Below are 21,257 nucleotides of genomic sequence, written 5' to 3'. Positions count from 1 at the left end.
ACAAAATGAAACACATCAAACTAACAGAAAATTAAGTAGTTAGATCTTTAGTTATGACAGAGCGGAAAGAGAGCAAAAAATAGCTTGAGGTGATTTTCTGTATAGATATTTTTTGAAATTTTAGTGAAATGAAACAAAAAAAATCTTTTTTTTCGTCTAAAATTTTGTCAGATTATCAGAAAATTAAGTCATAAAATGACCCAGAAAAGACAAAATATCAAATTCGAAAAGTATTTTACTTTTATAAAAAAGTTTAAAAAAACAAAAAGCCGCTTAAAAAATAAGCGGCTTTTTAAAATTATTTGAAGGATTGTTATTCGATTTCAGAAACTCTCATCGTGTTAACCATTCCTTTATCTTTAATTGGCATTGCAGCAAGATTGATTAAATAATCTCCTTTTTGTGCATAACCTTTCTCGATTGCAATTTGATTTACATCTGTCACAGTATCGTCTGTACTTTCTTCATTATCATAGTAGAAAGATTTAACTCCCCATAATAAATTCAATTGTGTTAAGATTCTTCTGTTTGAAGTAAATACTAAAATATGAGCTGTTGATGGTCTCCAAGCCGAAATTTGGAACGCTGTATAACCGCTATTTGTCAAAGTACAAATTGCTTTAGCTTCGATTTCATTTGCTAATAAAGCTGCTTGGTGGCAAACTGTTTTAGTAACGAAACGTTTAGTTTTAATTTGTGGTGTATTTTGAGGAACTTGAATAAGCGGAGAGTTTTCTACAGCTTCGCAAATTTGTGCCATTCTTTGAATTACTTGTACTGGATAGTTTCCTGTAGCAGTTTCTCCAGATAACATTACAGCATCTGCTCCGTCCATTACTGAGTTCGCAACGTCATTTACCTCTGCTCTTGTTGGAGTTAAACTTGTAATCATTGTTTCCATCATTTGTGTAGCAACGATAACAGGAATTCTAGCAGTTTTAGCTCTTCTGATCAAATCTTTTTGTACCAATGGAACTTCGTGAGCAGGAAGCTCAACACCAAGATCTCCACGAGCAACCATTAAACCATCGCAATATGCTACAATTTTATCCATGTTCTCAAGAGCTTCTGGCATTTCAATTTTAGCAATGATTGGAATTTTTACATCTGAATGTTTAGCAATTAATTCTTGCAAATCTTGTAAATCGCGTGGAGTCTTTACGAATGAAAGTGCAATCCAGTCTACTTTTTGTTCGATTGCAAAAATAGCATCTGCAATATCTTTTTCTGTTAAAGCTGGTAAAGAAATTTTTGTGTTAGGAAGATTAACTCCTTTTTTAGATTTTAATTCTCCACCTTGAATAACCTTAGCAACAACTTCTGTTTTTTTATCTGTTGAAACAATTTCAAAAATAAGTTTACCATCGTCAAGCAAAATACGCTCTCCAACATTTACATCATTTGGGAAATTTTGATATTTCATAAATGCTTTTTTTGCATTTCCGATAATATCTTCTGCAGTTGTAAAAGTGATTTCATCACCATCATTTACAACAGTTCCTTCTTCCATTACACCAACTCTAAGTTTTGGTCCTTGCAAATCTCCTAAGATTGCAGTTGTGTAACCAAACTCTTCGTTTAATCCTCTAATAATGTCGATTTTTTCTTTTACTCCTTCGTAATCTGCATGCGAAAAATTGATTCTAAACACATTAACACCTGCATCGATCATATCTTTAATGATCTCTCTTGTACTACAAGCGGGGCCAAGTGTAGCAACAATTTTGGTTTTCTTGTTTGTTAACATTTTTTTTAAAAAATTAGATTGTTTTTTGATTTTATTTTATCAGTATCCACAGCATAAATAGCCGCTATACTTTCTATTGTGTTTAATTTTTGTTGAATTTCTGAAAAATTAAGCGCCTCTTCGCTATTATCAATTTTCAGGAAAAAATCGACTTTCTTGAATTCAGGAAGTAAATGAATTGTTGTAGAAACCTCACTTGTTTCATTAGAAAACAAATTCTGGAAATCATTTGTACTCACAGAAATGATTTCATTTTTATTCTGAATTAAATTCCAGGAAACAGCTTTTTCTTCATCATAATAATAGAATCTGGAAAAATTTGCTTCACCTTCCTTAGTTTGAGCATGGATCTCGTTTTTGCTCTTACTTAAGTTAATCGGAAGGATTTTATTGATAAAATAGGCCAATCTATAATCTTCTAATGAAGTATGAATTGCCATTAAATAATAATCAATTTCGTCAAATTCGTCTAAATCCAATTTATGAATAGCCATGTCTTGAAAAATCAAGTTGTAAATATACTATTTCTAAACGGAGCTTCAACAGTTATGACATGCTTGTTTTGTTAAATTATAAACGAAAACGTTGTAGCATTGTGATAGTTACAACATTTTTGCAGCTATTTCTTGTCAATTTTTTCTTGAAACGCAAAATAAGCTCTCTGAGAGGCTTTCTCTTCGGCTTTCTTTTTTGAAGTTGCTCTCGCTCTCGCAACAACTTTATCATCAATACTTAATTTAACACCAAATAATCGCTGGCCGTCTATTCCGTTATCTTCAAAAATGTCATAATGAAAAACTCTTTTTTCTTTCTGACACCATTCGATAACAAGACTTTTATAACTTATAACTTTTCCTTCTAGTCGCGCAATATCGACATAAGGTGTCACTACTCTTTTTTGGATGAATTTTTCGCAAAACGAATAGCCTTTATCTAAATAAATAGCTCCTATAAGAGATTCAAAAATATTACCGTGAATGTTTTCTCCAAAATGCTGAATTGGCACTTTGCTTTCTACAAATTGCACTAAATTTAAATCTTTACCTAATTCATTCAAATGTTCACGGCTCACAATTTTAGAACGCATTTTGGTTAAATAACCTTCATCGCCATTTGGAGCTTTATTAAACAAATGCGCTGCAATGACAGCACTTAACATAGCATCTCCTAAAAATTCTAAACGCTCATAATTAATAGGATGCCCATTCTGATCTAATTTATTAGATGAACGATGTGTAAATGCACGTCTGTAAAAATCTATACTTGAAGGCTGAAAACCAAGAATTTTCTGAATAGTGTCAAAAAAAATCCCGTCTTCTAGAGAACGGGATTTAGAAAATATTTTTTTGATAATATTCATATACAGAAATTAGTCAGCTAATTTTTTAAACAATACGCAAGCATTGTGTCCACCAAAACCAAATGTATTACTCATAGCAACATTTACTTCTCTTTTTTGAGGTTTGTTTAGAGTAAGATTTAAAGATGGATCAATATTTTCGTCAACAACTGTATGGTTAATCGTTGGAGGAACAATTCCGTGTTGCATAGCCAAGATTGAAGCAATAGCCTCAATAGCACCAGCCGCGCCCAATAAGTGTCCTGTCATCGATTTTGTAGAGTTGATGTTGATATTTTTAGCGTGATCTCCAAAAACTTTGCTAATCGCTTTTAATTCAGCAACGTCTCCTAATGGAGTAGAAGTTCCGTGAGTATTGATATGATCCACTTGATCAGGAGTCATACCAGCATCTCTCAATGTGTTTTCCATTACTGCAATAACTCCAATTCCTTCTGGATGTGGCGCAGTTAAGTGGTAAGCATCAGATGACATACCTCCACCGCCAATTTCGCAGTAGATTTTTGCACCTCTGGCTTTAGCATGTTCGTAGTCTTCAAGAACTAAAGCTCCTGCTCCTTCTCCTAAAACGAAACCATCTCTGGTTGCATCAAAAGGTCTTGAAGCTGTTTCTGGACTTTCGTTTCTTGTTGATAAAGCGTGCATTGAGCTAAATCCTCCCATACCAGCAATTGTAACAGCAGCTTCAGAACCACCAGAAACAATAACATCGCACATTCCTAAACGAATGTAGTTGAAAGCATCGATTAATGCGTTTGCAGAAGATGCACAAGCAGAAACCGTAGTATAATTTGGTCCCATATACCCATTACGCATAGAAATATGTGCAGGAGCAATATCGGCAATCATTTTAGGGATAAAGAAAGGATTGAATTTTGGAGTTCCATCACCTTTTGCATAATAAAGCACTTCATCTTGGAAAGTTTCTAAACCTCCAATTCCAGCTCCCCAGATAACACCAACTCTTTGTTTGTTTACGTTATCATTTGTGATTCCTGCATCTTTAATAGCTTCATCACTGGCAGCAATTGCATATTGTGCAAATTTATCTAATCGACGAGATTCCTTACGATCCATGTAATCTTCAATATTGAAGTTTTTTACTTCGCAGGCAAATTTCGTTTTATGCTTTTCTGTATCATAATATGTTATAGGAGCCGCTCCGCTAACCCCATTCACAAGTGCGTTCCAATATTCTTGGATATTATTCCCGATAGGAGTAAGTGCACCTAATCCTGTTACAACAACTCGCCTTAATGCCATAAATATGTGTTTTGTACTTTAAACAAATAAAACCCACGCTTTCTTAACTTATTGTTACTTAAGAGCCATGGGAATTACAATATAAATATATCTTTTTGATTGAAAACCAATCGAAATTTAAATTTTAAAAAAATAATAACACCCGATCCTTAAAAATTTCAAAAATCAAAAATCAAAATCCAACCTGGAATTTGGAATTTCAAAAATTGGGACTTTTAGAAATCGGGTGTGGTATTATTATTTTTTTGCTTCTTCGATATAAGAAATAGCTTGACCAACAGTAGCAATGTTTTCTGCTTGATCGTCTGGAATTTGAATATCAAATTCTTTTTCGAATTCCATAATAAGCTCAACAGTGTCTAATGAGTCAGCTCCTAAATCATTAGTGAAGCTTGCTTCTGTTACAACTTCGTTTTCGTCAACACCTAATTTGTCTACGATAATCGCTTTTACTCTTGATGCAATGTCTGACATAATCTTTAATTTTAGAATTTAATTTGTTGGCAAAAATAAAAAACTTTATTTTAAAACAACTATTTAGTTTATAAATGTGACACTAATTTATAAAATTAATTTCAAGAAAGGTCTTTTAAAGCTATTTATTTTCGATTTTTATTCCGTTTTTTGCAGTCTTAAAACACACAGCTTTATGAAAAAAATTATCGTTTTTGCCTCAGGATCAGGAACTAACGCAGAGAACATTATAAAATATTTTTCGAACACCGAAATTGCAAAGGTCGTTTCGGTCTTTACAAATAATGCTTCGGCAAAAGTTATTGACAGAGCAAAAAATCATCAAATTCCTGTCGAAATCTTCTCAAAAAACGAACTTTTAGAAAGAAATGTATTACAAAAAGTACAGGAAATCGACCCAGATTTGATAATTCTTGCTGGTTTTTTACTCAAATTCCCCGAAAACATCATCGAACAATATCCAAACAAAATAATAAACATACATCCGGCACTTTTACCTAATTATGGTGGGAAAGGAATGTACGGAATGCACATACATAGAGCTATAGTTAATAATAAGGAAAAAGAAACTGGAATATCAATTCATTACGTTAATGAAAATTATGATGAAGGCGCTATTATTTTTCAGGCAAATGTGGCCTTGACAGATGAAGACACTCCAGAAACTGTTGCAGAAAAGATTCACGAACTGGAACAAAAACATTTCCCAGAGATTATTCATAAAATATTAGAGCAATAAATTGTTTAGATTGTTAGACTTCTTAGACATAAGACTTCTTAGCTTTTATATTTTTCGAATAAAACTTAAGACCCTCTTTTATCTGAAATTCTAATAATTCAACAATCTAAGAAGTCTAATAATCTAAAATTCTAAGAAGTCTAAAATAAATGAATCACGAAGTACATATATATACAGATGGCGCGGCAAAAGGAAATCCTGGCAATGGCGGTTACGGCGTGGTAATGGAATTGGTTGGCACTCCTCATAAAAAAGAATTCTACGAAGGTTTTCGACTTACTACTAATAATAGAATGGAACTTCTGGCTGTAATTGTGGGGTTAGAAAAATTAAAAAAGCCAAACATGAAAGTTTTGGTCATTTCTGATTCAAAATACGTTGTAGATTCTGTCGAAAAAAAATGGGTTTTTGGCTGGGAGAAAAAAGGCTATAAGGATAAAAAAAATCCAGATTTATGGAAACGTTTTCTAATTGTGTACCGCAAACACCAAGTCGATTTTAAATGGATTAAAGGTCACAACAATCATCCGCAAAATGAGCGCTGCGATCAATTGGCCGTTATGGCATCCATGCAACCTAAACTTTCGGTTGACGTATATTACGAAACCATCGGGTCTAAACAATAAAAAAACGCATCAATTACTTGATGCGTTTTTTGTACTAACTTTATTTCTTATTTATTCTTTATCTAAATCTTTAGCAGTTTTAAAACCTGTCAAAAGTCCAATTCCTGCCATGATGAAAATAATTGAAGGATAAACGGCACCATCATCTAGAGACGTATAAGTTGTAATTAATAACGCTAGAAAAATTCCAACACCCGATCCTATTAATAGGAAAGCTATATTTACAACAAACACTTTCCAGGCTGGAACCCCGCTTCCTTTTCCTTGTAAAAAGATACTTGCATCTACTCCTTTTTCTATAAGAGCCAAACGCTCTCTGTTTCTTGTTGAATAAATTAAATAAACAATCCCGAAGATCATTAAGAAAAGACTGATTGGAATTAAAATTTTTTCGTCCATGATATTTTATGTTTTTAATTGATTGATATACCTCATATGACGAGACTTTTTAAAATGAGGTTACAACTTTTGGTGAAAAATTTCAATTTTTAAATTCCAAATTCCAAAACTAACTGATTATCAATTAATTTTGAATAAAAATCAATTGATCACCGCAACTTTATCAAAGTTTAAAACTTTGACAAAGTTCAACTCCTATACTTTATTATATATTAAAGATCGGAATTTGGACCCGAGCGATAGCGAACGGGCGAAGCAATTTAAAAAGTTTGGAATTTATTTTCCAATTTCTTGTAACCTAAATAAACAAACTATCGTCCTATATAATATGAGCACAATACATGATCAACATTATATCGATAAAATTTTGCAAGGCGAGACCAATGCATTTGCCGTTCTTGTGGATCGATATAAGGATATGATCTTTACCTTAGCTCTTAAAATGGTTAAAAATCGTGAAGAAGCAGAAGAAGTAGCTCAAGACACTTTTATAAAAATTTATAATTCATTGACAAAATTTAAAGGCGAATCTAAATTTTCGACCTGGATTTACAAAATTGCTTATAATACCTGTCTGGATCGTTTGAAGAAAAACAAGAAAGAAGATTTAAATATTTCTATTGATGATTTTTCTTCTCATTTAATTAAAACAATGGACAACGCTTTGAGTGCTTTAGAAGAAAAAGAACGAAAGTATACCATTCAGAAATGTTTAAATTTATTACCGAGTGATGAAAACTTCCTTTTGACCTTATTTTATTTTGATGATCAAAATTTAGAAGAAATTGGAAAAATCATGAATATATCGGCCAACAATGCCAAAGTAAAGTTATTTAGGAGCCGTCAGAAATTAGCTGTAATTTTGAGACTGCAGTTAGAACCAGAAATAATAGAATGTTATGAAAGAGAGCGATAAAAACATAGAACAACTTATTGAGAAAATGATGGCGGAAGACAAACCACAGTCTCCATCAATAGATTTTACTTCCAAAATAATGGCTGATATTCATCTTTTAGAAGAGAAAAAACTCAAAGTATACAAACCTTTAATTTCTAAACCAATCTGGATTTTAATGGGATTGGCTGTCGCAGCATTAGTAATTTATGTTTCTCTATTCTCAGTTTCAGAAACTGATTTCAAAATTGATGAAGTCGGGAAATTATATTCTGATCGAATCTCAACAGCATTCTCTGGAATTCATTTTTCTAAAAATATCTTGTATGCCATTTTGATTGTTCCAATTATGATTTTGGTACAGGTTGGAATTTTGAAGCATTATTTTGATAAAAAATATCAATTATAGATTTAAAGATGAAAAATAAAACAGCATTTTTTAAACAAGTTCTAAAAGGAAAAAAAACATGCACATATATTCTATTAATGTTGTTGTTATTTATTACAAATTATGCATCAGCAATTCCATCAAACTTTACTACTAAAGAAGTAAAATTTGTTAGTGAAGGCATTTCACTTTCTGGAACCATTTTTATACCAAACAATATGCAAGCAGCTGTTGTGATTGTTCATGGATCTGGACAAGAAAAAAGAATGACAGACTTTGCTACAACTCTAGCCAACAACGGAGTTGCAGTTTTAACCTATGACAAACGTGGAGTCGGAGAATCAGGTGGCGTATATGCTGGACCAGAAGTAGGAACAAACAATGTTGATTTCTCAAATCTAAATCTTTTGTCTTTAGATGTAAGTGCTGCTGTAAATACTTTATCTAAATCCTTATCAAATAATAAAATATCAATCGGTTTAATCGGAGGCAGTCAAGCTGGATGGATAATTCCATTGGCTGCAGAGAAAAATAAGAACGTTAAATTTATGACCATATTTAGCGGAGCTCTTATAACGGTTAAAGAACAATTGAGATTCCAATTCTATACAAATGGAGATAAAAATTTTTGGGATACACACTCTGAAGAAGAGGCAAGAAAACATGTATTCAATGACCCTAACAAATACGAATTCGTTGACACAGATCCTAAAGGTATTCTTTCTAAATTATCAATTCCAGGAATATGGATTTTTGGAGGTAAAGATATTCAAGTCCCTGCGAATCTATCAATCGAATATCTTGATGCATTAAAATCTAAAGGGAAACCTTATGACTATAAATTATTTCCAAACTTGGGTCACAATACAGCTTTTTCAAAGTCTGAAGAGCCAATGAAAGATGCAATCAATTGGATTAAAAATGTAAAATAAATTAAAAATCATTTTTCGTGTTTTAATCTAAAAAAGAAAATTCTCTTCATTTAAAAAAATAAGATGGAAGAATCAGATGTAAATTATTCGCAATTATTTTCAAAAAAGTTGCATCTTAAATTCAAAAAACCTATTATAAACACTGCAAAAAATCAATTTTAATCCATTCATTTACAATAGTTTTACTTCGAAAACACCTTCGTTTTTTTAAGAAAATTTTGAGACCCTAAACCGTTGCAAGATTGTAACTTATGAAGTATCTTTGCACCCTAATTCGAAATTCATAAAATGAATAAACTATTGATTGTTGGAACAGTTGCTTTCGACGCGATTGAAACTCCTTTCGGAAAAACAGATAAAATATTAGGTGGTGCTGCAACCTACATCGGATTATCGGCATCATTTTTTAACTTGCAATCGGCCATTGTTTCTGTAGTTGGCGACGATTTCCCTCAAGAACATTTAGATCTTTTAACTTCAAAAAATATTGATATCTCTGGTATCGAAATTGTAAAAGGTGGAAAGACTTTTTTCTGGAGCGGTTTATACCACAACGATTTAAATTCTAGAGACACTCTCGTAACAGAATTGAACGTTTTAGCTGATTTTCAGCCAAAAGTTCCTCAAAACTACAAAGATGCTGATGTTGTTATGTTAGGAAACTTACATCCATTAGTTCAAAGCAGTGTTTTAGATCAGATGGAGAAAAAACCAAAATTAGTAGTTTTAGATACTATGAACTTTTGGATGGACTGCGCTCTTCCAGAATTATTAGACGTTATTAAACGTGTAGATGTTATTACAATCAATGACGAAGAAGCTAGACAGCTTTCTGGCGAATATTCATTAGTAAAAGCAGCTTCTAAAATCCAAGATATGGGACCAAAATATGTGGTGATCAAAAAAGGAGAACACGGAGCGCTTTTATTCCACAACAGAGAAGTTTTCTTTGCACCAGCTTTACCATTAGAAGATGTTTTTGATCCAACAGGAGCTGGAGACACTTTTGCAGGTGGTTTCTCTGGATTTATTGCACAGAGCGAAAACATTTCATTCAACAACATGAAGAATGCAATTATTTACGGTTCAAATTTAGCTTCGTTCTGCGTTGAAAAATTTGGAACTGAAAGGATGGAATCATTAAGTAAAGCCGAAGTAGCGATTCGATTACAGCAATTTAAGTCGTTAACTCAGTTTGACATAGAAATATAATGCCTAAGAGCCTCGATAAAACGGGGCTTTTTTTATTACGTTAATACACACAACTTACAACAACACACAAATAACAAAAAACAATGAGCGACGCTTTAAAACACGAATGTGGTATAGCCTTAGTTAGACTACTAAAACCGCTTGAATATTATAAAGAAAAATACGGAACTGCTTTCTACGGAATCCAGAAGATGTATCTAATGATGGAAAAACAGCACAACCGTGGACAAGACGGAGCTGGTTTTGCTAGCATTAAATTTGATGTTGAACCTGGACAGCGTTATATCAGCAGAGTCCGTTCAAATCATTCACAACCTATCCAAGATGTTTTCAAACAAATCAATGAGCGCGTTAGCGAAGAACTAAAAGTGCATCCAGAACTTGGAGACGACATGAAAGAGCTAAAAGCAAATATTCCTTATGTTGGAGAATTGTTTTTAGGTCACGTTCGTTACGGAACTTTTGGAAAAAATAGCATCGAAAGTGTTCACCCATTTTTACGTCAAAGCAACTGGATGCACCGTAACTTGATTTTGGCTGGAAACTTTAATATGACCAATGTTAAAGAACTTTTCGAAAATCTAGTTGAATTAGGACAACATCCTAAAGAAATGGCTGATACCGTTACTGTAATGGAAAAAATTGGCCACTTCTTAGACAAAGAAGTAATGCAATTATATCAGGACTGTAAAGCTGAAGGATATTCTAAAAGAGAAGCTTCTCCAGTAATTGCAGAACGTTTGGATATTGCTAAAATACTAGCTCGTTCGGCTAAAAACTTAGACGGAGGTTATGCTATGGCAGGTTTATTAGGTCATGGTGATGCATTTGTTTTCAGAGATCCAGCAGGAATTCGTCCAGCTTATTTTTATCAAGATGACGAAGTTGTAGTTGTAGCTTCTGAAAGACCGGTTATTCAAACTGTATTTAATGTTCCTTTTGAAAGCGTTCAGGAAATTGATCCTGGTCATGCTTTGATCATCAAGAAAAACGGAAATGTTTCTATGAATCAAATCTTGGAACCAACAATCAAAAAAGCTTGTTCGTTCGAAAGAATTTATTTCTCAAGAGGAAGTGATGCCGAAATTTATCAAGAACGTAAAGATTTAGGAAAATTAATTTTACCTGCTGTTCTTAAAGCGATTGATAGCGATACAGACAACACCGTTTTCTCTTATATTCCAAATACAGCCGAAACTTCTTTTTATGGTTTAGTTGAAGCTGCTCAGGATTTCTTAAACCAGAGAAAAAACAATTACATTCTTGAAAATAGAAATACATTAACGACAGAAACCCTTCAGGAACTTTTAGCTGTAAAGATTCGTACAGAAAAAGTTGCGATTAAAGATGCTAAACTTAGAACTTTTATTACTGAAGATAGCAGCCGTGATGATTTAGTAGCTCACGTTTACGATGTCACTTATGGCGTAATTAAACCAGAAGATAATTTGGTTATTATCGACGACAGTATTGTTCGTGGTACTACATTGAAAATGAGCATCATTAAAATGATGGATCGTTTAAAACCAAAACGTATCGTAATCGTTTCATCTGCTCCACAAATTCGTTATCCGGATTGTTATGGAATTGATATGGCAAAACTAGAAGGTTTAGTTGCTTTTAGAGCAGCACTTGCTTTATTGAAAGAAAGAAACCTTTATCATATTGTAGATGAAGTTTATGCAAAATGTAAAGCTCAAGAAAATTTCCTTGATAAAGATGTTGTAAACTATGTAACAGCAATTTACGACCAATTTACAGACGAGGAGATTTCAGATAAAATTGCAGAAATGTTAAGCTCGCCAGAAATTAATGCTGAAGTAAAAATCATCTTCCAAACAGTTGACGATTTACATAAAGCATGTCCTAAAAATTTAGGCGATTGGTATTTCACAGGAGATTATCCTACTCCAGGTGGAAATCGAGTTGTAAATCGTGCTTTCATGAATTTTTACGAAGGAAAAGACGCTAGAGCGTATTAATAAAATACTAATAAAAGGTTAAATTGTGCATTTCATCGGTTTTTTTTGCCGTTCATCCTATTTCTTTGGTGAAGTTGAAAAGCTATGATACTTTTGAAATACCATAACATTAGTAGGTTAAGTTTATGGTAGATTTGGGGCAAAAAGGGTGGAAGCAATTCCACCTTTTTTATTGGAATAAACTCAAACTATTTATAAACAGCCGATTGTATCTCTTCATCGGATTTACTTACCTTTTATCTGAAAATTTTTCTTCACAAGAATAACTGCCATACATTTACTAGACCATAACATTAGTAGGTTAGTTTATGGTAGATTTGGGGCAAAAAAGGCGGAGTAACTTCCGCCTTTTTTATTTTTTTTAAACTGCAATTAATTGAAATACAGTCGTTTAAATACTTTTCATCGAATATAATTGCTTTTCATCTAAAAATTTTTCTTTATAAAAATTACTGCCATACATTTACTAAACCATAACATTAGTAGGTTAGTTTATGGTAGATTTGGGGCAAAAAAGGTGGAAGAAATTCCGCCTTTTTTATTGAAATAAATCTAGGAAATTTTAAAAACTAGCGATACAGGTCTTTTATCGGATATACTTGCCTTTTATCTGAAATGTTTCATTCAAAAAAATATCTGCCATACCTTTACAGAACCATAACATTAGTAGGTTAAGTTTATGGTAGATTTGGGGCAAAAAAGGTGGAAGAAGTTCCGCCTTTTTTATTTTTCTTTTTTTTGAGAGAAAAGAAAATAGAAGAAAGATTATGGACGAAATGTATATATAAAAAAAGACGAGCACTTGGGCTCGTCTTTTATATTTATTCTTTGCTCTATTCTCTTATTTGTCTAAAGCAAATCTTCTAGCAACTTCTGTCCAATTAATTACACTGAAAAAAGCTTCAATATAATCTGGTCTTCTGTTTTGGTAGTTTAAGTAGTAAGCGTGCTCCCAAACATCCATTCCTAAGATTGGAGTTCCACCGTGACCAGCAACTTCTGGCATTAATGGATTATCTTGATTTGGAGTACCTACAACTTCTAATTTTCCTCCTTTTTGAACTGTTAACCAAGCCCATCCAGAACCAAATTGTGTTGCTCCAGCTTTAGCAAATTTTGCTTTAAATTCTTCGAAAGATCCAAAAGAAGCTTCGATTGCTGCTAATAAATCACCAGTTGGCAATCCTCCTCCGTTTGGAGACATTACAGTCCAGAATAAATTGTGATTGTAGAAACCTCCACCATTGTTACGAACAGCAGCGTTAGATTTATCTAAGTTGATTAAGATGTTTTCGATTGTTTTTCCTTCTAAATCTGTTCCAGCGATAGCTGCGTTAAGATTTGTAGTATAAGCGTTGTGGTGCTTTGTATGATGGATTTCCATTGTACGTGCATCAATATGTGGTTCTAATGCATCGTATGCATAAGGTAATTGTGGTAATTCAAAAGCCATGATATTCTAATTTTTATGGTTTATAATAATTTATTCCAAATTTAGACATTTAACTTTGGAATTGAAAATACTATTTCGTTATAATTGAATTAAATTCATTGATAATTTACATTTTTACAACATAAACACCTGAAAATCTTTATTTACCATTAAATGTTGTCATTGTGTTTTCTAAACCTGCTGTTCCAAAAGTTCTAATAATTTCTGCTGAAGTTTCTAAGCGTTCTGGAAGTTTTGCTTCTTCTTCAGCGGTCCACTCTCCTAAAACATAATCTACCTGCTGTCCTTTTTTGAATTCGTCACTAATACCAAACCTGTAGCGTGTATAATTTTGAGTATTTAAAACTAAATTAATATTTTTCAACCCATTATGACCACCGTCGCTACCTTTTGGCTTTATTCTAATAGTCCCGAATGACAGGTTTAAATCGTCTGTAATGACCAAAATATTCTCTAACGGTATATTTTCCTTATCCATCCAATATTTCACCGCTTTACCACTTAAATTCATGTAAGTATTTGGTTTTAAAAGAAAAAATGTTCTCCCTTTAAATTTGTATTCAGCCATTGAACCTAGTTTTACGGTTTCAAAAGAAAGCCCTTCTCTTTTGGCTAAAAAGTCTAGGACTTTAAATCCGATATTATGCCTGGTGTTTACGTATTCGGCTCCGATATTTCCTAATCCTACGATTAAATATTTTTTACTCACGTTTTTTATATTGTTTTTTTGGCGTTCGTGAACCTCCGGTTTCATATTATCTTCTATGTTCTCTTCTTTTGATGGTGATGAAAACAGTTTTGTTATCCATTTTATCATGATTACAAAAGTAACATTAATTAGAGAATGTGACAATTGGATAATTAGATAATTGACTGTTGTTCGTGATTTAACCGCAAAGATCGCAAGGGTTTTCTGCTAAGAACGCTAAGAAATAGCTTTTACTGAGAGTTACAAAGAACACAAAGACTTCGACTTCGCTCAGTCTGACAACTATGAAAAAACGTAGTATCTCAGACTCTTAGTAACTTAAAACCTTATGAAAAAGATATTTTCTAGCTAGCCCTGACAGGAGCGGTATCCTTTTTCTGGCTTCTTTAGCCAGGAAAAGATATAGCGAATGGCAGGAATGTCACGTCTTATGAAAAGGAAAGTTTCTGCTTCTAAAAAATAATTGGAAAATTTGAGAATGTGACAATTAGAGAATTTCTTAAAGAAACTTAGCATCCAAAAAAAAAGCCCCAATCGCAAGATTGAGGCTTTTGTATTGAGTTTGAAAAAAATTATTTTTTCTTTCCTTTTGCAGGAGCTTTTGCAGCTTTTGCAGCCTCTTGAGCAGCTTTCATAGCAGCACGAGAGATTCTCACTTGACAAACAACAGTGTTGTCTGGGTGCATAATTTTGTACTCTGGTTTTCCAACTTTAGTAACGTATAATTTGTTACCCATTTCAAGTGGAGTGATGTCAGCTTCAACGAAATCAGGAAGATTTGCTGGTAAAGCTTTAACTTTCAATTTACGTTGGTTTAAACGTAAAACACCTCCCGCAAGAACACCTTTAGATGTACCAACGATTTTCACAGGAACTTCCATTGTGATTTCTTTATCATCAAATAATTGGAAGAAGTCAATGTGTAAAATTTTGTCAGATACTGGGTGAACTTGGATATCTTGCAAAATTGCATTGAATGATTTTCCTTTTCCAAGTTCGATCACAACAGTGTGAGCGTTTGGAGTGTAAACCAAGTTTTTGAATGCAGTAACGTCTGCTGAGAAGTGTACTGCCTGGTTTCCTCCGTATAAAACGCAAGGTACCTGTCCAGCATTACGTAAGGCTTTAGTTGACACTTTGCCCACGCTTTCTCTTTCTGATCCTTTAATTGTAATCGATTTCATTGTAAAAAAATATAGTTATTAAATAAATATTCTTGTTTGCTGTAAGCTTTAAGCAATATGCTTTAGGCTTTTTTTTATGCAAAGTGAATAAACTTACGGCCTAAGGCCTACAGCTTACTGCTTTTACATAATAAATTTTCCACTGATGGAATTGTTGTGGTGAACCATCTGCATTACCTCAGCAAATAGAGGTGCACAGCTTACCACTTTTATCTTTTTTGACTCTTTCTTTAACGGAATAGAATCTGTTACGATTAACTCGGTTAATTTTGAGTTTTCGATTTTTTCATATGCTCCGCCAGATAAAATAGCGTGCGTACAAATTGCTCTTACACTTAGTGCTCCTTTTTCGATCATAAGGTCTGCCGCTTTCGCTAAAGTCCCTCCTGTATCGATCATGTCGTCTACCAAGATTACGTTACGTCCTTTTACTTCACCAATTAGTTCCATAGTATCGATAACGTTGGCTGCTTTTCTTTGTTTGTAACAGATTACTACATCTGATTCTAAAAACTTAGAGTAAGCATATGCTCTTTTTGAACCTCCCATATCTGGAGATGCAATTGTCAGATTTTCTAACTTTAAACTTTCTACATATGGTAAAAAGATTGTAGATGCAAATAAATGATCTACTGGTTTTTCAAAGAATCCTTGAATTTGATCTGCGTGCAAATCCATTGTCATGATTCTTGTTGCTCCTGCAGCAGTTAGTAAATTAGCTACTAACTTAGCTCCAATCGGAACTCTTGGTTTGTCTTTTCTGTCTTGTCTAGCCCAACCAAAATAAGGCATAACAGCTGTAATATGTCTTGCTGATGCGCGTTTTGCCGCATCAATCATTAACAACAATTCCATCAGATTATCTGCACTTGGAAAAGTTGAACATACGATAAATACTCGTAAACCTCTTATTGATTCTTCGTAAGACGGCTGAAATTCTCCGTCACTATACGTTGACATCGTTACTTTTCCTAACGGAATTCCGTAATCTTTTGCAATTTTTTCTGCAAGATAAACACTTTGTGAACAAGCAAAAATTTTAGCTTCTGGTTCTAGGTGCGACATTGTAATTTGTTGTTTTATCCCGTTACTTTTAAAAAAATTCAACTTTATATTTCAATAAAGCAGAATGTGTATAAATGTCTCGGATGTAGTTAGTTGTGTGTGCTTCGTTTTAACGAGCTGCAAATTTATAAAATTTATTGAACACTGAAAGCAAAAATTTAAGTATTTTTAGTAGTTCGTTTAAAATTATTTTTTACATTTGCACCGTGTTAAAGGAATGGCGCCATTTATGACTTCATTCTATTGCGTTAAAATAATTGATTTATCATTTATTTTTTCGTCTGCTACGCCCGGATGGCGGAATTGGTAGACGCGCTGGTCTCAAACACCTGTGGGAAACCGTGCCGGTTCGACTCCGGCTCCGGGTACATAAAAACCTCTTCTTAACGGAAGAGGTTTTTTTATTTATACTGCTTCACAAACTGCATAATGCAAAACAGGAAAATTGCATGAATTAGCAATAAAACACAATTGATTTGCTTTTTTATGAAGTTCTAAAGCTAATCCGATTTGGTCTGGATTTAAAATTTTTACTTTCGGATATAATCTTACCTCAACAAAACGTCCGCTCCCTTCTGGATTTACTTCTAGTGTCGCCTCGGCATTGTCTGAATACTCCAAAACTTCTATTCCGTTTTGCGAGCAAACATATAAATACGACATCATGTGGCAGGAAACTAAACTGCTCAGCAATAAATCTTCGGGATTATATAATGATGGATCTCCTTTGAAAGCTTTTGCTGCCGAAACATGTAAAATTGGTTTTCCTTCAATTTTAATTTGATGACTTTTACTATAGAATCTTTTGGAAGAATCTATTGCGTCTTTTTTGGAAGTCCAATTTACTTCTGCTTTGAATAGGTGTTTGAAAGTCATTTTTTTGTTTTTTAACCACGAATTACATGAAGTTGAAATTCATGGCTAAAATAATACAATTCTCTTTATCTAATTTTATTTACCCCATTTAGTAAAATCTGAATCTGGTCTTTTAAAAGGTTCTGATAAAAACTTATTTGCTATTGCATTAAACACTTCCGGACTTGAAGCCGGCGCAAAATGAGTTTCTCCAGGCATAATGCATAACTGTGCTTTTGGTATATTTTCGAAAATTTCAACCGTATGCTCATTTCTGATTACGTCTCTATCTCCTGCTATTACAAGCACTTTTGCTTTAATTTTTGATAAATCTTTTGCTACAATATTAGGCTGATCTGCTAAAAGTCCAGAAATTTGTTTCAATAGATTCCAGTTCTCACTAGTGTCTTTTTCTTTAATTTTTGTACTAAACAGTTTTCTCTCGTTCTGAAGACCTTTTACCGCCCATGAATAAATAGCAGTAGAATCAGGTCGTAAATTGGCACCCATCGCTACAATTTTTTTTATTTTTGACTTCCCTGAAATACCCATTTGCAATCCAACAATTCCTCCATCACTCCATCCAATAATACTTATTGAATCCAGTTTTAAGTGATTAACTAATGCTTCAGTATCTTTTGTCATTTGGACAAATGTTAAAGAATCCGTTTTCAACTCTGATTTGCCATGTCCTCTACTATCGGCAGCAATGACTCTGTATTTATTTTTAAAATAATCAATCTGATTTCCCATTGTCTCAATACTTCCACTATTTCCATGAATCAATAACAAAGGTTCGCCTTTTCCGTATTCTTCATAGTAGATTTTAGCACCATTGAGTTCAACAAATTTTCCGACAGCGGAATTTTTACCATAAGGCGTATCAAATTTAAAATTCATCTGAACCTGAGCGTTTGCTATTACACATACAGAATAAGCTAATACGGCCATTAGCAATTTGACTGGTTTCTTCATAAGTAAGTTTTTTTAGGATAGTTATTTCTCAAATATAAGAAAGATTCTAAAAAATTAACAAAATACTTATCGAAAGCATTCACTCTAATATTTACAAACAAAAAAAACCTCGAAAGCACAAACTTTCGAGGTTTTTAGAGAATTACTAAACTAATTAACAGATTCTAAAACTATTTTTTTACCGAGAATTTAAAAGTAGTTTTCGTTTTATAATTTTCTCCCGGATTTAGAACCGTTGTTGGGAAATTTTTCTGATTTGGAGAATCTGGATAATGTTCTGTTTCTAGACACAATCCTGTTCTGTGTGCAAAAGTTCCTCCGTTTGGCATTGGCAGAGTTCCGTCAAGGAAATTTCCAGAGTAGAACTGAATTCCAGGTTCGTCTGTTGTCATTTCCATAACTCTTCCGCTTGCTGCGTGATATACTTTTGCTATAATTGTTTTTCCTTTTTCAGGATTATTCAATACCCAGCAGTGATCGTAACCTTTTCCTTTTTCTAACTGATCATTTTTAGCATTGATATCTTTTCCAATTAATTTTGGCGTTCTGAAATCGAAAGGTGTACCAGCAACATCTTCTAATTTTCCTGTCGGAATCAAATCTGCATCTACTGGAACTAATTTATCTGCATTTAAAGTCAATTCATGATCTAAGATTGTTTTGGTAAAATCTCCAGATAAATTGAAATATGAATGCTGCGTCAAGTTAACAACCGTTTTTTTGTCTGTTGTTGCCTCGTACAAAACTTCTAACTGATTGTCATTTGTCAATGTATAAGTCACAAAAACTTTTAGGTTTCCAGGATACCCTTCTTCCATATCTTTACTTACATAAGATAATTTTAAAGAAGCATTTTCACCAGATTTAACCTCATCTGCTTTCCAAACTACATTAAAAAATCCTTGTGGCCCACCGTGTAAAGCATTTGGCGCATTGTTTATCGCTAACTGATATTCTTTTCCATCTAATGAAAATTTACCTTTTGCAATTCGGTTTCCGTATCTTCCAATTAATGCTCCAAAAAACGGATTTTCTTTTTCGTATTGTGCCAAAGAACTGAATCCGATTACTACATTTTCTGAAACTCCAGCTTTATTTGGCACTTTCAAATCTGTAATTCTTCCTCCAAAAGTGATGATATCAACTTCCATCCCATTTTGGTTTTTCAGTTTATAACTCTCGACTTTTTCTCCTTTGGCAGTAGTTCCGTATTCTGATTTGTCAATTGTAACTAAATCTTTTCCTTCAGTAGCAACTTTTTCTGTATCAGCTTTTTTATCGCTTTTACATTGAACTAAAACAATAGCAGTTCCAAGCAAGCTTAGTATAAAGAGAGAGCGTTTTAATACATTCATAAATGATATTTTTTAAGTTAGTAAAGTCTTAAAGTCAAAAGTCATAAAGTCTTTTCTTCAAAGTAACTAAAACTTTCCGACTTTATGACTTTCGGCTTGTGACTAGTTAAAGTCCGTGTTGAAACAAATGGAAATATGCTTCGTTGGCGTTGATTTTATCTTTGAATTCTCTTACTGTTGTCTTCTCATCAATCACCAATAATTCGATTCCAGCAATATCTGCGAAATCTTCCATATATTCTGTTGTGATTGACTGGCTGTAAACTGTATGATGCGCTCCACCAGCCAAAATCCAAGCTGTTGCGGCAACTTCTAAATTTGGTTTACAATCCCAAAGAACACGTGCAACTGGCAATTTTGGCAATTCTGCCATTGGTTTCACAGCTTCCACTTCGTTTACAATTAAACGAAAACGAGTTCCCATATCAACCAAAGACACATTGATGGCGTCACCTGCAGGCGAATTAAATACCAAACGTGCTGGATCTTCTTTTCCGCCAATTCCTAATGGATGCACTTCGCAAGAAGGTTTTCCGTCAGCAATAGATGGGCAGATTTCTAACATGTGAGATCCTAAAACGTATGATTTTTGTGGTGTGAAATGGTATGTGTAATCTTCCATGAAAGAAGTTCCGCCTTCCAAACCAACACACATTACTTTTAAAGCTCTAACCATTGCAGCAGTTTTCCAGTCTCCTTCACCGCCAAAACCATAACCATCAGCCATTAATCTTTGTGTCGCGATTCCTGGTAATTGTTTCCAAACACCAAGGTTTTCAAATGTATCTGTGAAAGCACCGAATCCTCCTTCTTCAAGGAAAGCTCTTAGTCCTAATTCGATTTTTGCTGCTTCTACTAATGAACTTCTTTGTGCTCCGCCTTCTTTTAAAGAATCTGTTAAGTTATAAGAAGACTCATAAACTGCCAATAAATCAGCTAATTGTTTGTCTGTTACTTTTTCAATATGTTTGGTAACATCTGAAGAATCGTATCCGTTTACAGACATTCCGAAACGAATTTGAGCTTCAACTTTATCTCCTTCTGTAACGGCAACTTCACGCATATTATCTCCAATACGAGCTACTTTTAGGTTTTGAAGTTCATCCCAACCCAAAACGACTCTTGACCAGATTCCTAATTGTTTTTGAACTCTTTGATCTTCCCAATGTCCAACCACTACTTTACGTTTTTTACGTAATCTTGACATGATGAAACCAAATTCGCGATCTCCGTGAGCCGATTGGTTCAAATTCATGAAGTCCATGTCAATGCTTCCCCACGGAATTTCAGCATTGTATTGTGTATGCAAATGACATAATGGTTTTTTAAGAATATTTAATCCGCCAATCCACATTTTTGCTGGAGAGAAAGTATGCATCCAAGCGATAATTCCGATACAGTTTTTCTCTGAATTTGCAGCCAAACAAACATCTAAAATCTGCGAAGGCGATTTTACCACATCTTTGTAAACCACTTTTACTGGAATCGAAGACGAAGCGTCTAATCCTTTTGCAATAATTTGTGAATGTTCTGCTACTTTTCTTAGTGTTTCTTCACCGTATAATTCCTGGCTTCCTACTACAAACCATACTTCTTTTTGAGAAATGTCAATCATTTTGTTATTTTTTGTTTCAAGTTTCAGGT

At 33.6% G+C, this 21,257-nt stretch carries 21 protein-coding genes and 1 tRNA gene; 8 read left to right on the top strand and 14 right to left on the bottom strand.

The genetic code is table 11. The features are described from left to right. Positions 1 to 313: 313 nt before the first annotated feature. From pyk to OZP10_RS09610, 5 genes are all read right to left on the bottom strand, one after another. Complete coding sequence (gene pyk / locus OZP10_RS09630) at positions 314 to 1,747, bottom strand: pyruvate kinase (protein ID WP_177211412.1); 1,434 nt, start codon at positions 1,745 to 1,747, stop codon at positions 314 to 316. A 5-nt stretch (positions 1,748 to 1,752) separates the two neighbouring features. Continuing rightward, positions 1,753 to 2,241: an IPExxxVDY family protein gene (locus OZP10_RS09625; RefSeq protein ID WP_095930692.1), complete on the bottom strand. Its 489-nt coding sequence runs from the start codon at positions 2,239 to 2,241 to the stop codon at positions 1,753 to 1,755. Positions 2,242 to 2,366: 125 nt separating this feature from the next. Beyond that, positions 2,367 to 3,107 (bottom strand): ribonuclease III, encoded by a 741-nt coding sequence (rnc, locus tag OZP10_RS09620; RefSeq protein WP_177211413.1) that lies wholly within the window; start codon positions 3,105 to 3,107, stop codon positions 2,367 to 2,369. A 9-nt stretch (positions 3,108 to 3,116) separates the two neighbouring features. Continuing rightward, complete coding sequence (fabF, locus tag OZP10_RS09615; RefSeq protein ID WP_111368511.1) at positions 3,117 to 4,370, bottom strand: beta-ketoacyl-ACP synthase II; 1,254 nt, start codon at positions 4,368 to 4,370, stop codon at positions 3,117 to 3,119. Positions 4,371 to 4,607: 237 nt separating this feature from the next. Continuing rightward, complete coding sequence (locus tag OZP10_RS09610) at positions 4,608 to 4,844, bottom strand: acyl carrier protein (protein ID WP_007137004.1); 237 nt, start codon at positions 4,842 to 4,844, stop codon at positions 4,608 to 4,610. 175 nt (positions 4,845 to 5,019) lie between these two features. Here OZP10_RS09610 and purN point away from each other — a divergent pair, with 175 nt between their 5' ends. Continuing rightward, complete coding sequence (purN, locus tag OZP10_RS09605) at positions 5,020 to 5,583, top strand: phosphoribosylglycinamide formyltransferase (protein ID WP_281634458.1); 564 nt, start codon at positions 5,020 to 5,022, stop codon at positions 5,581 to 5,583. A gap of 149 nt (positions 5,584 to 5,732) precedes the next feature. After that, positions 5,733 to 6,209 (top strand): ribonuclease HI, encoded by a 477-nt coding sequence (gene rnhA, locus OZP10_RS09600; RefSeq protein ID WP_281634457.1) that lies wholly within the window; start codon positions 5,733 to 5,735, stop codon positions 6,207 to 6,209. 51 nt (positions 6,210 to 6,260) lie between these two features. Here the strand turns inward: rnhA and OZP10_RS09595 are convergent, their stop codons facing one another. Then, positions 6,261 to 6,608, bottom strand: coding sequence for a DUF6249 domain-containing protein (locus OZP10_RS09595; RefSeq protein ID WP_281634456.1), 348 nt, complete (start codon positions 6,606 to 6,608; stop codon positions 6,261 to 6,263). 328 nt (positions 6,609 to 6,936) lie between these two features. Here OZP10_RS09595 and OZP10_RS09590 point away from each other — a divergent pair, with 328 nt between their 5' ends. From OZP10_RS09590 to OZP10_RS09570, 5 genes are all read left to right on the top strand, one after another. Beyond that, positions 6,937 to 7,524 (top strand): RNA polymerase sigma factor, encoded by a 588-nt coding sequence (locus tag OZP10_RS09590; protein WP_281634455.1) that lies wholly within the window; start codon positions 6,937 to 6,939, stop codon positions 7,522 to 7,524. Then, complete coding sequence (locus OZP10_RS09585; protein WP_281634454.1) at positions 7,508 to 7,912, top strand: hypothetical protein; 405 nt, start codon at positions 7,508 to 7,510, stop codon at positions 7,910 to 7,912. The genes OZP10_RS09590 and OZP10_RS09585 overlap by 17 nt, the downstream gene beginning before the upstream one ends. An 8-nt stretch (positions 7,913 to 7,920) precedes the next feature. Then, a complete protein-coding gene (locus OZP10_RS09580) occupies positions 7,921 to 8,823 on the top strand; it encodes an alpha/beta hydrolase family protein (protein WP_281634453.1) in 903 nt (300 codons plus the stop codon). 288 nt (positions 8,824 to 9,111) lie between these two features. Further along, positions 9,112 to 10,035 carry a PfkB family carbohydrate kinase gene (locus tag OZP10_RS09575; protein ID WP_177211420.1) on the top strand — a complete coding sequence of 308 codons (924 nt, stop codon included), beginning with the start codon at positions 9,112 to 9,114 and terminating at the stop codon, positions 10,033 to 10,035. An 83-nt stretch (positions 10,036 to 10,118) separates the two neighbouring features. After that, positions 10,119 to 12,017 (top strand): amidophosphoribosyltransferase, encoded by a 1,899-nt coding sequence (locus tag OZP10_RS09570; RefSeq protein ID WP_281634452.1) that lies wholly within the window; start codon positions 10,119 to 10,121, stop codon positions 12,015 to 12,017. 841 nt (positions 12,018 to 12,858) lie between these two features. Here the strand turns inward: OZP10_RS09570 and OZP10_RS09565 are convergent. The 4 genes from OZP10_RS09565 to OZP10_RS09550 all read right to left on the bottom strand — a co-directional run bounded on the left by OZP10_RS09565 (position 12,859) and on the right by OZP10_RS09550 (position 16,428). Continuing rightward, positions 12,859 to 13,470, bottom strand: a complete 612-nt coding sequence (locus tag OZP10_RS09565; RefSeq protein ID WP_091490394.1) for a superoxide dismutase — start codon at positions 13,468 to 13,470, stop codon at positions 12,859 to 12,861. Between the two features lie 139 nt (positions 13,471 to 13,609). Continuing rightward, entirely contained in the window at positions 13,610 to 14,287 is a 678-nt protein-coding gene (pth, locus tag OZP10_RS09560) for an aminoacyl-tRNA hydrolase (protein WP_281634451.1), read from the bottom strand. Positions 14,288 to 14,751: 464 nt separating this feature from the next. Continuing rightward, positions 14,752 to 15,363 (bottom strand): 50S ribosomal protein L25/general stress protein Ctc, encoded by a 612-nt coding sequence (locus tag OZP10_RS09555; protein WP_111368498.1) that lies wholly within the window; start codon positions 15,361 to 15,363, stop codon positions 14,752 to 14,754. A 123-nt stretch (positions 15,364 to 15,486) separates the two neighbouring features. After that, on the bottom strand, positions 15,487 to 16,428 hold the full coding sequence (locus tag OZP10_RS09550) for a ribose-phosphate pyrophosphokinase (protein ID WP_177211423.1): 942 nt from the start codon (positions 16,426 to 16,428) through the stop codon (positions 15,487 to 15,489). 288 nt (positions 16,429 to 16,716) lie between these two features. On the opposite strand from OZP10_RS09550, the gene OZP10_RS09545 reads away from it, so the two are divergent. Beyond that, positions 16,717 to 16,796 (top strand) — tRNA-Leu (locus OZP10_RS09545). A 37-nt stretch (positions 16,797 to 16,833) separates the two neighbouring features. Here OZP10_RS09545 and OZP10_RS09540 read toward each other — a convergent pair. From OZP10_RS09540 to araA, 4 genes are all read right to left on the bottom strand, one after another. Continuing rightward, on the bottom strand, positions 16,834 to 17,304 hold the full coding sequence (locus tag OZP10_RS09540; RefSeq protein ID WP_281634450.1) for an OsmC family protein: 471 nt from the start codon (positions 17,302 to 17,304) through the stop codon (positions 16,834 to 16,836). Positions 17,305 to 17,379: 75 nt separating this feature from the next. Continuing rightward, the gene (locus tag OZP10_RS09535) at positions 17,380 to 18,258 is read right to left on the bottom strand and encodes an alpha/beta fold hydrolase (protein WP_281634449.1); all 879 of its coding nucleotides are present in this window, start codon (positions 18,256 to 18,258) and stop codon (positions 17,380 to 17,382) included. Positions 18,259 to 18,428: 170 nt separating this feature from the next. Next, the gene (locus OZP10_RS09530; protein ID WP_281634448.1) at positions 18,429 to 19,613 is read right to left on the bottom strand and encodes an aldose epimerase family protein; all 1,185 of its coding nucleotides are present in this window, start codon (positions 19,611 to 19,613) and stop codon (positions 18,429 to 18,431) included. 106 nt (positions 19,614 to 19,719) lie between these two features. Continuing rightward, positions 19,720 to 21,228 carry an L-arabinose isomerase gene (gene araA / locus OZP10_RS09525; protein ID WP_281634447.1) on the bottom strand — a complete coding sequence of 503 codons (1,509 nt, stop codon included), beginning with the start codon at positions 21,226 to 21,228 and terminating at the stop codon, positions 19,720 to 19,722. Positions 21,229 to 21,257 lie beyond the last annotated feature (29 nt).

This window comes from Flavobacterium luteolum (assembly GCF_027111275.1).
Taxonomy (GTDB): Bacteria; Bacteroidota; Bacteroidia; order Flavobacteriales; family Flavobacteriaceae; genus Flavobacterium; species Flavobacterium luteolum.
Note: the sequence above shows the minus strand (reverse complement) of the source record. Positions and strands in the feature narration are given on the sequence as shown.

What these genes read in the sequence shown, in the direction of transcription:
- pyk (WP_177211412.1), bottom strand. Translation starts at nt 1,747, where the DNA reads ATGTTAACAAACAAGAAAACCAAAATTGTTGCTACACTTGGCCCCGCT.
- OZP10_RS09625 (WP_095930692.1), bottom strand. Translation starts at nt 2,241, where the DNA reads ATGGCTATTCATAAATTGGATTTAGACGAATTTGACGAAATTGATTAT.
- rnc (WP_177211413.1), bottom strand. Translation starts at nt 3,107, where the DNA reads ATGAATATTATCAAAAAAATATTTTCTAAATCCCGTTCTCTAGAAGAC.
- fabF (WP_111368511.1), bottom strand. Translation starts at nt 4,370, where the DNA reads ATGGCATTAAGGCGAGTTGTTGTAACAGGATTAGGTGCACTTACTCCT.
- OZP10_RS09610 (WP_007137004.1), bottom strand. Translation starts at nt 4,844, where the DNA reads ATGTCAGACATTGCATCAAGAGTAAAAGCGATTATCGTAGACAAATTA.
- purN (WP_281634458.1), top strand. Translation starts at nt 5,020, where the DNA reads ATGAAAAAAATTATCGTTTTTGCCTCAGGATCAGGAACTAACGCAGAG.
- rnhA (WP_281634457.1), top strand. Translation starts at nt 5,733, where the DNA reads ATGAATCACGAAGTACATATATATACAGATGGCGCGGCAAAAGGAAAT.
- OZP10_RS09595 (WP_281634456.1), bottom strand. Translation starts at nt 6,608, where the DNA reads ATGGACGAAAAAATTTTAATTCCAATCAGTCTTTTCTTAATGATCTTC.
- OZP10_RS09590 (WP_281634455.1), top strand. Translation starts at nt 6,937, where the DNA reads ATGAGCACAATACATGATCAACATTATATCGATAAAATTTTGCAAGGC.
- OZP10_RS09585 (WP_281634454.1), top strand. Translation starts at nt 7,508, where the DNA reads ATGAAAGAGAGCGATAAAAACATAGAACAACTTATTGAGAAAATGATG.
- OZP10_RS09580 (WP_281634453.1), top strand. Translation starts at nt 7,921, where the DNA reads ATGAAAAATAAAACAGCATTTTTTAAACAAGTTCTAAAAGGAAAAAAA.
- OZP10_RS09575 (WP_177211420.1), top strand. Translation starts at nt 9,112, where the DNA reads ATGAATAAACTATTGATTGTTGGAACAGTTGCTTTCGACGCGATTGAA.
- OZP10_RS09570 (WP_281634452.1), top strand. Translation starts at nt 10,119, where the DNA reads ATGAGCGACGCTTTAAAACACGAATGTGGTATAGCCTTAGTTAGACTA.
- OZP10_RS09565 (WP_091490394.1), bottom strand. Translation starts at nt 13,470, where the DNA reads ATGGCTTTTGAATTACCACAATTACCTTATGCATACGATGCATTAGAA.
- pth (WP_281634451.1), bottom strand. Translation starts at nt 14,287, where the DNA reads ATGATAAAATGGATAACAAAACTGTTTTCATCACCATCAAAAGAAGAG.
- OZP10_RS09555 (WP_111368498.1), bottom strand. Translation starts at nt 15,363, where the DNA reads ATGAAATCGATTACAATTAAAGGATCAGAAAGAGAAAGCGTGGGCAAA.
- OZP10_RS09550 (WP_177211423.1), bottom strand. Translation starts at nt 16,428, where the DNA reads ATGTCGCACCTAGAACCAGAAGCTAAAATTTTTGCTTGTTCACAAAGT.
- OZP10_RS09540 (WP_281634450.1), bottom strand. Translation starts at nt 17,304, where the DNA reads ATGACTTTCAAACACCTATTCAAAGCAGAAGTAAATTGGACTTCCAAA.
- OZP10_RS09535 (WP_281634449.1), bottom strand. Translation starts at nt 18,258, where the DNA reads ATGAAGAAACCAGTCAAATTGCTAATGGCCGTATTAGCTTATTCTGTA.
- OZP10_RS09530 (WP_281634448.1), bottom strand. Translation starts at nt 19,613, where the DNA reads ATGAATGTATTAAAACGCTCTCTCTTTATACTAAGCTTGCTTGGAACT.
- araA (WP_281634447.1), bottom strand. Translation starts at nt 21,228, where the DNA reads ATGATTGACATTTCTCAAAAAGAAGTATGGTTTGTAGTAGGAAGCCAG.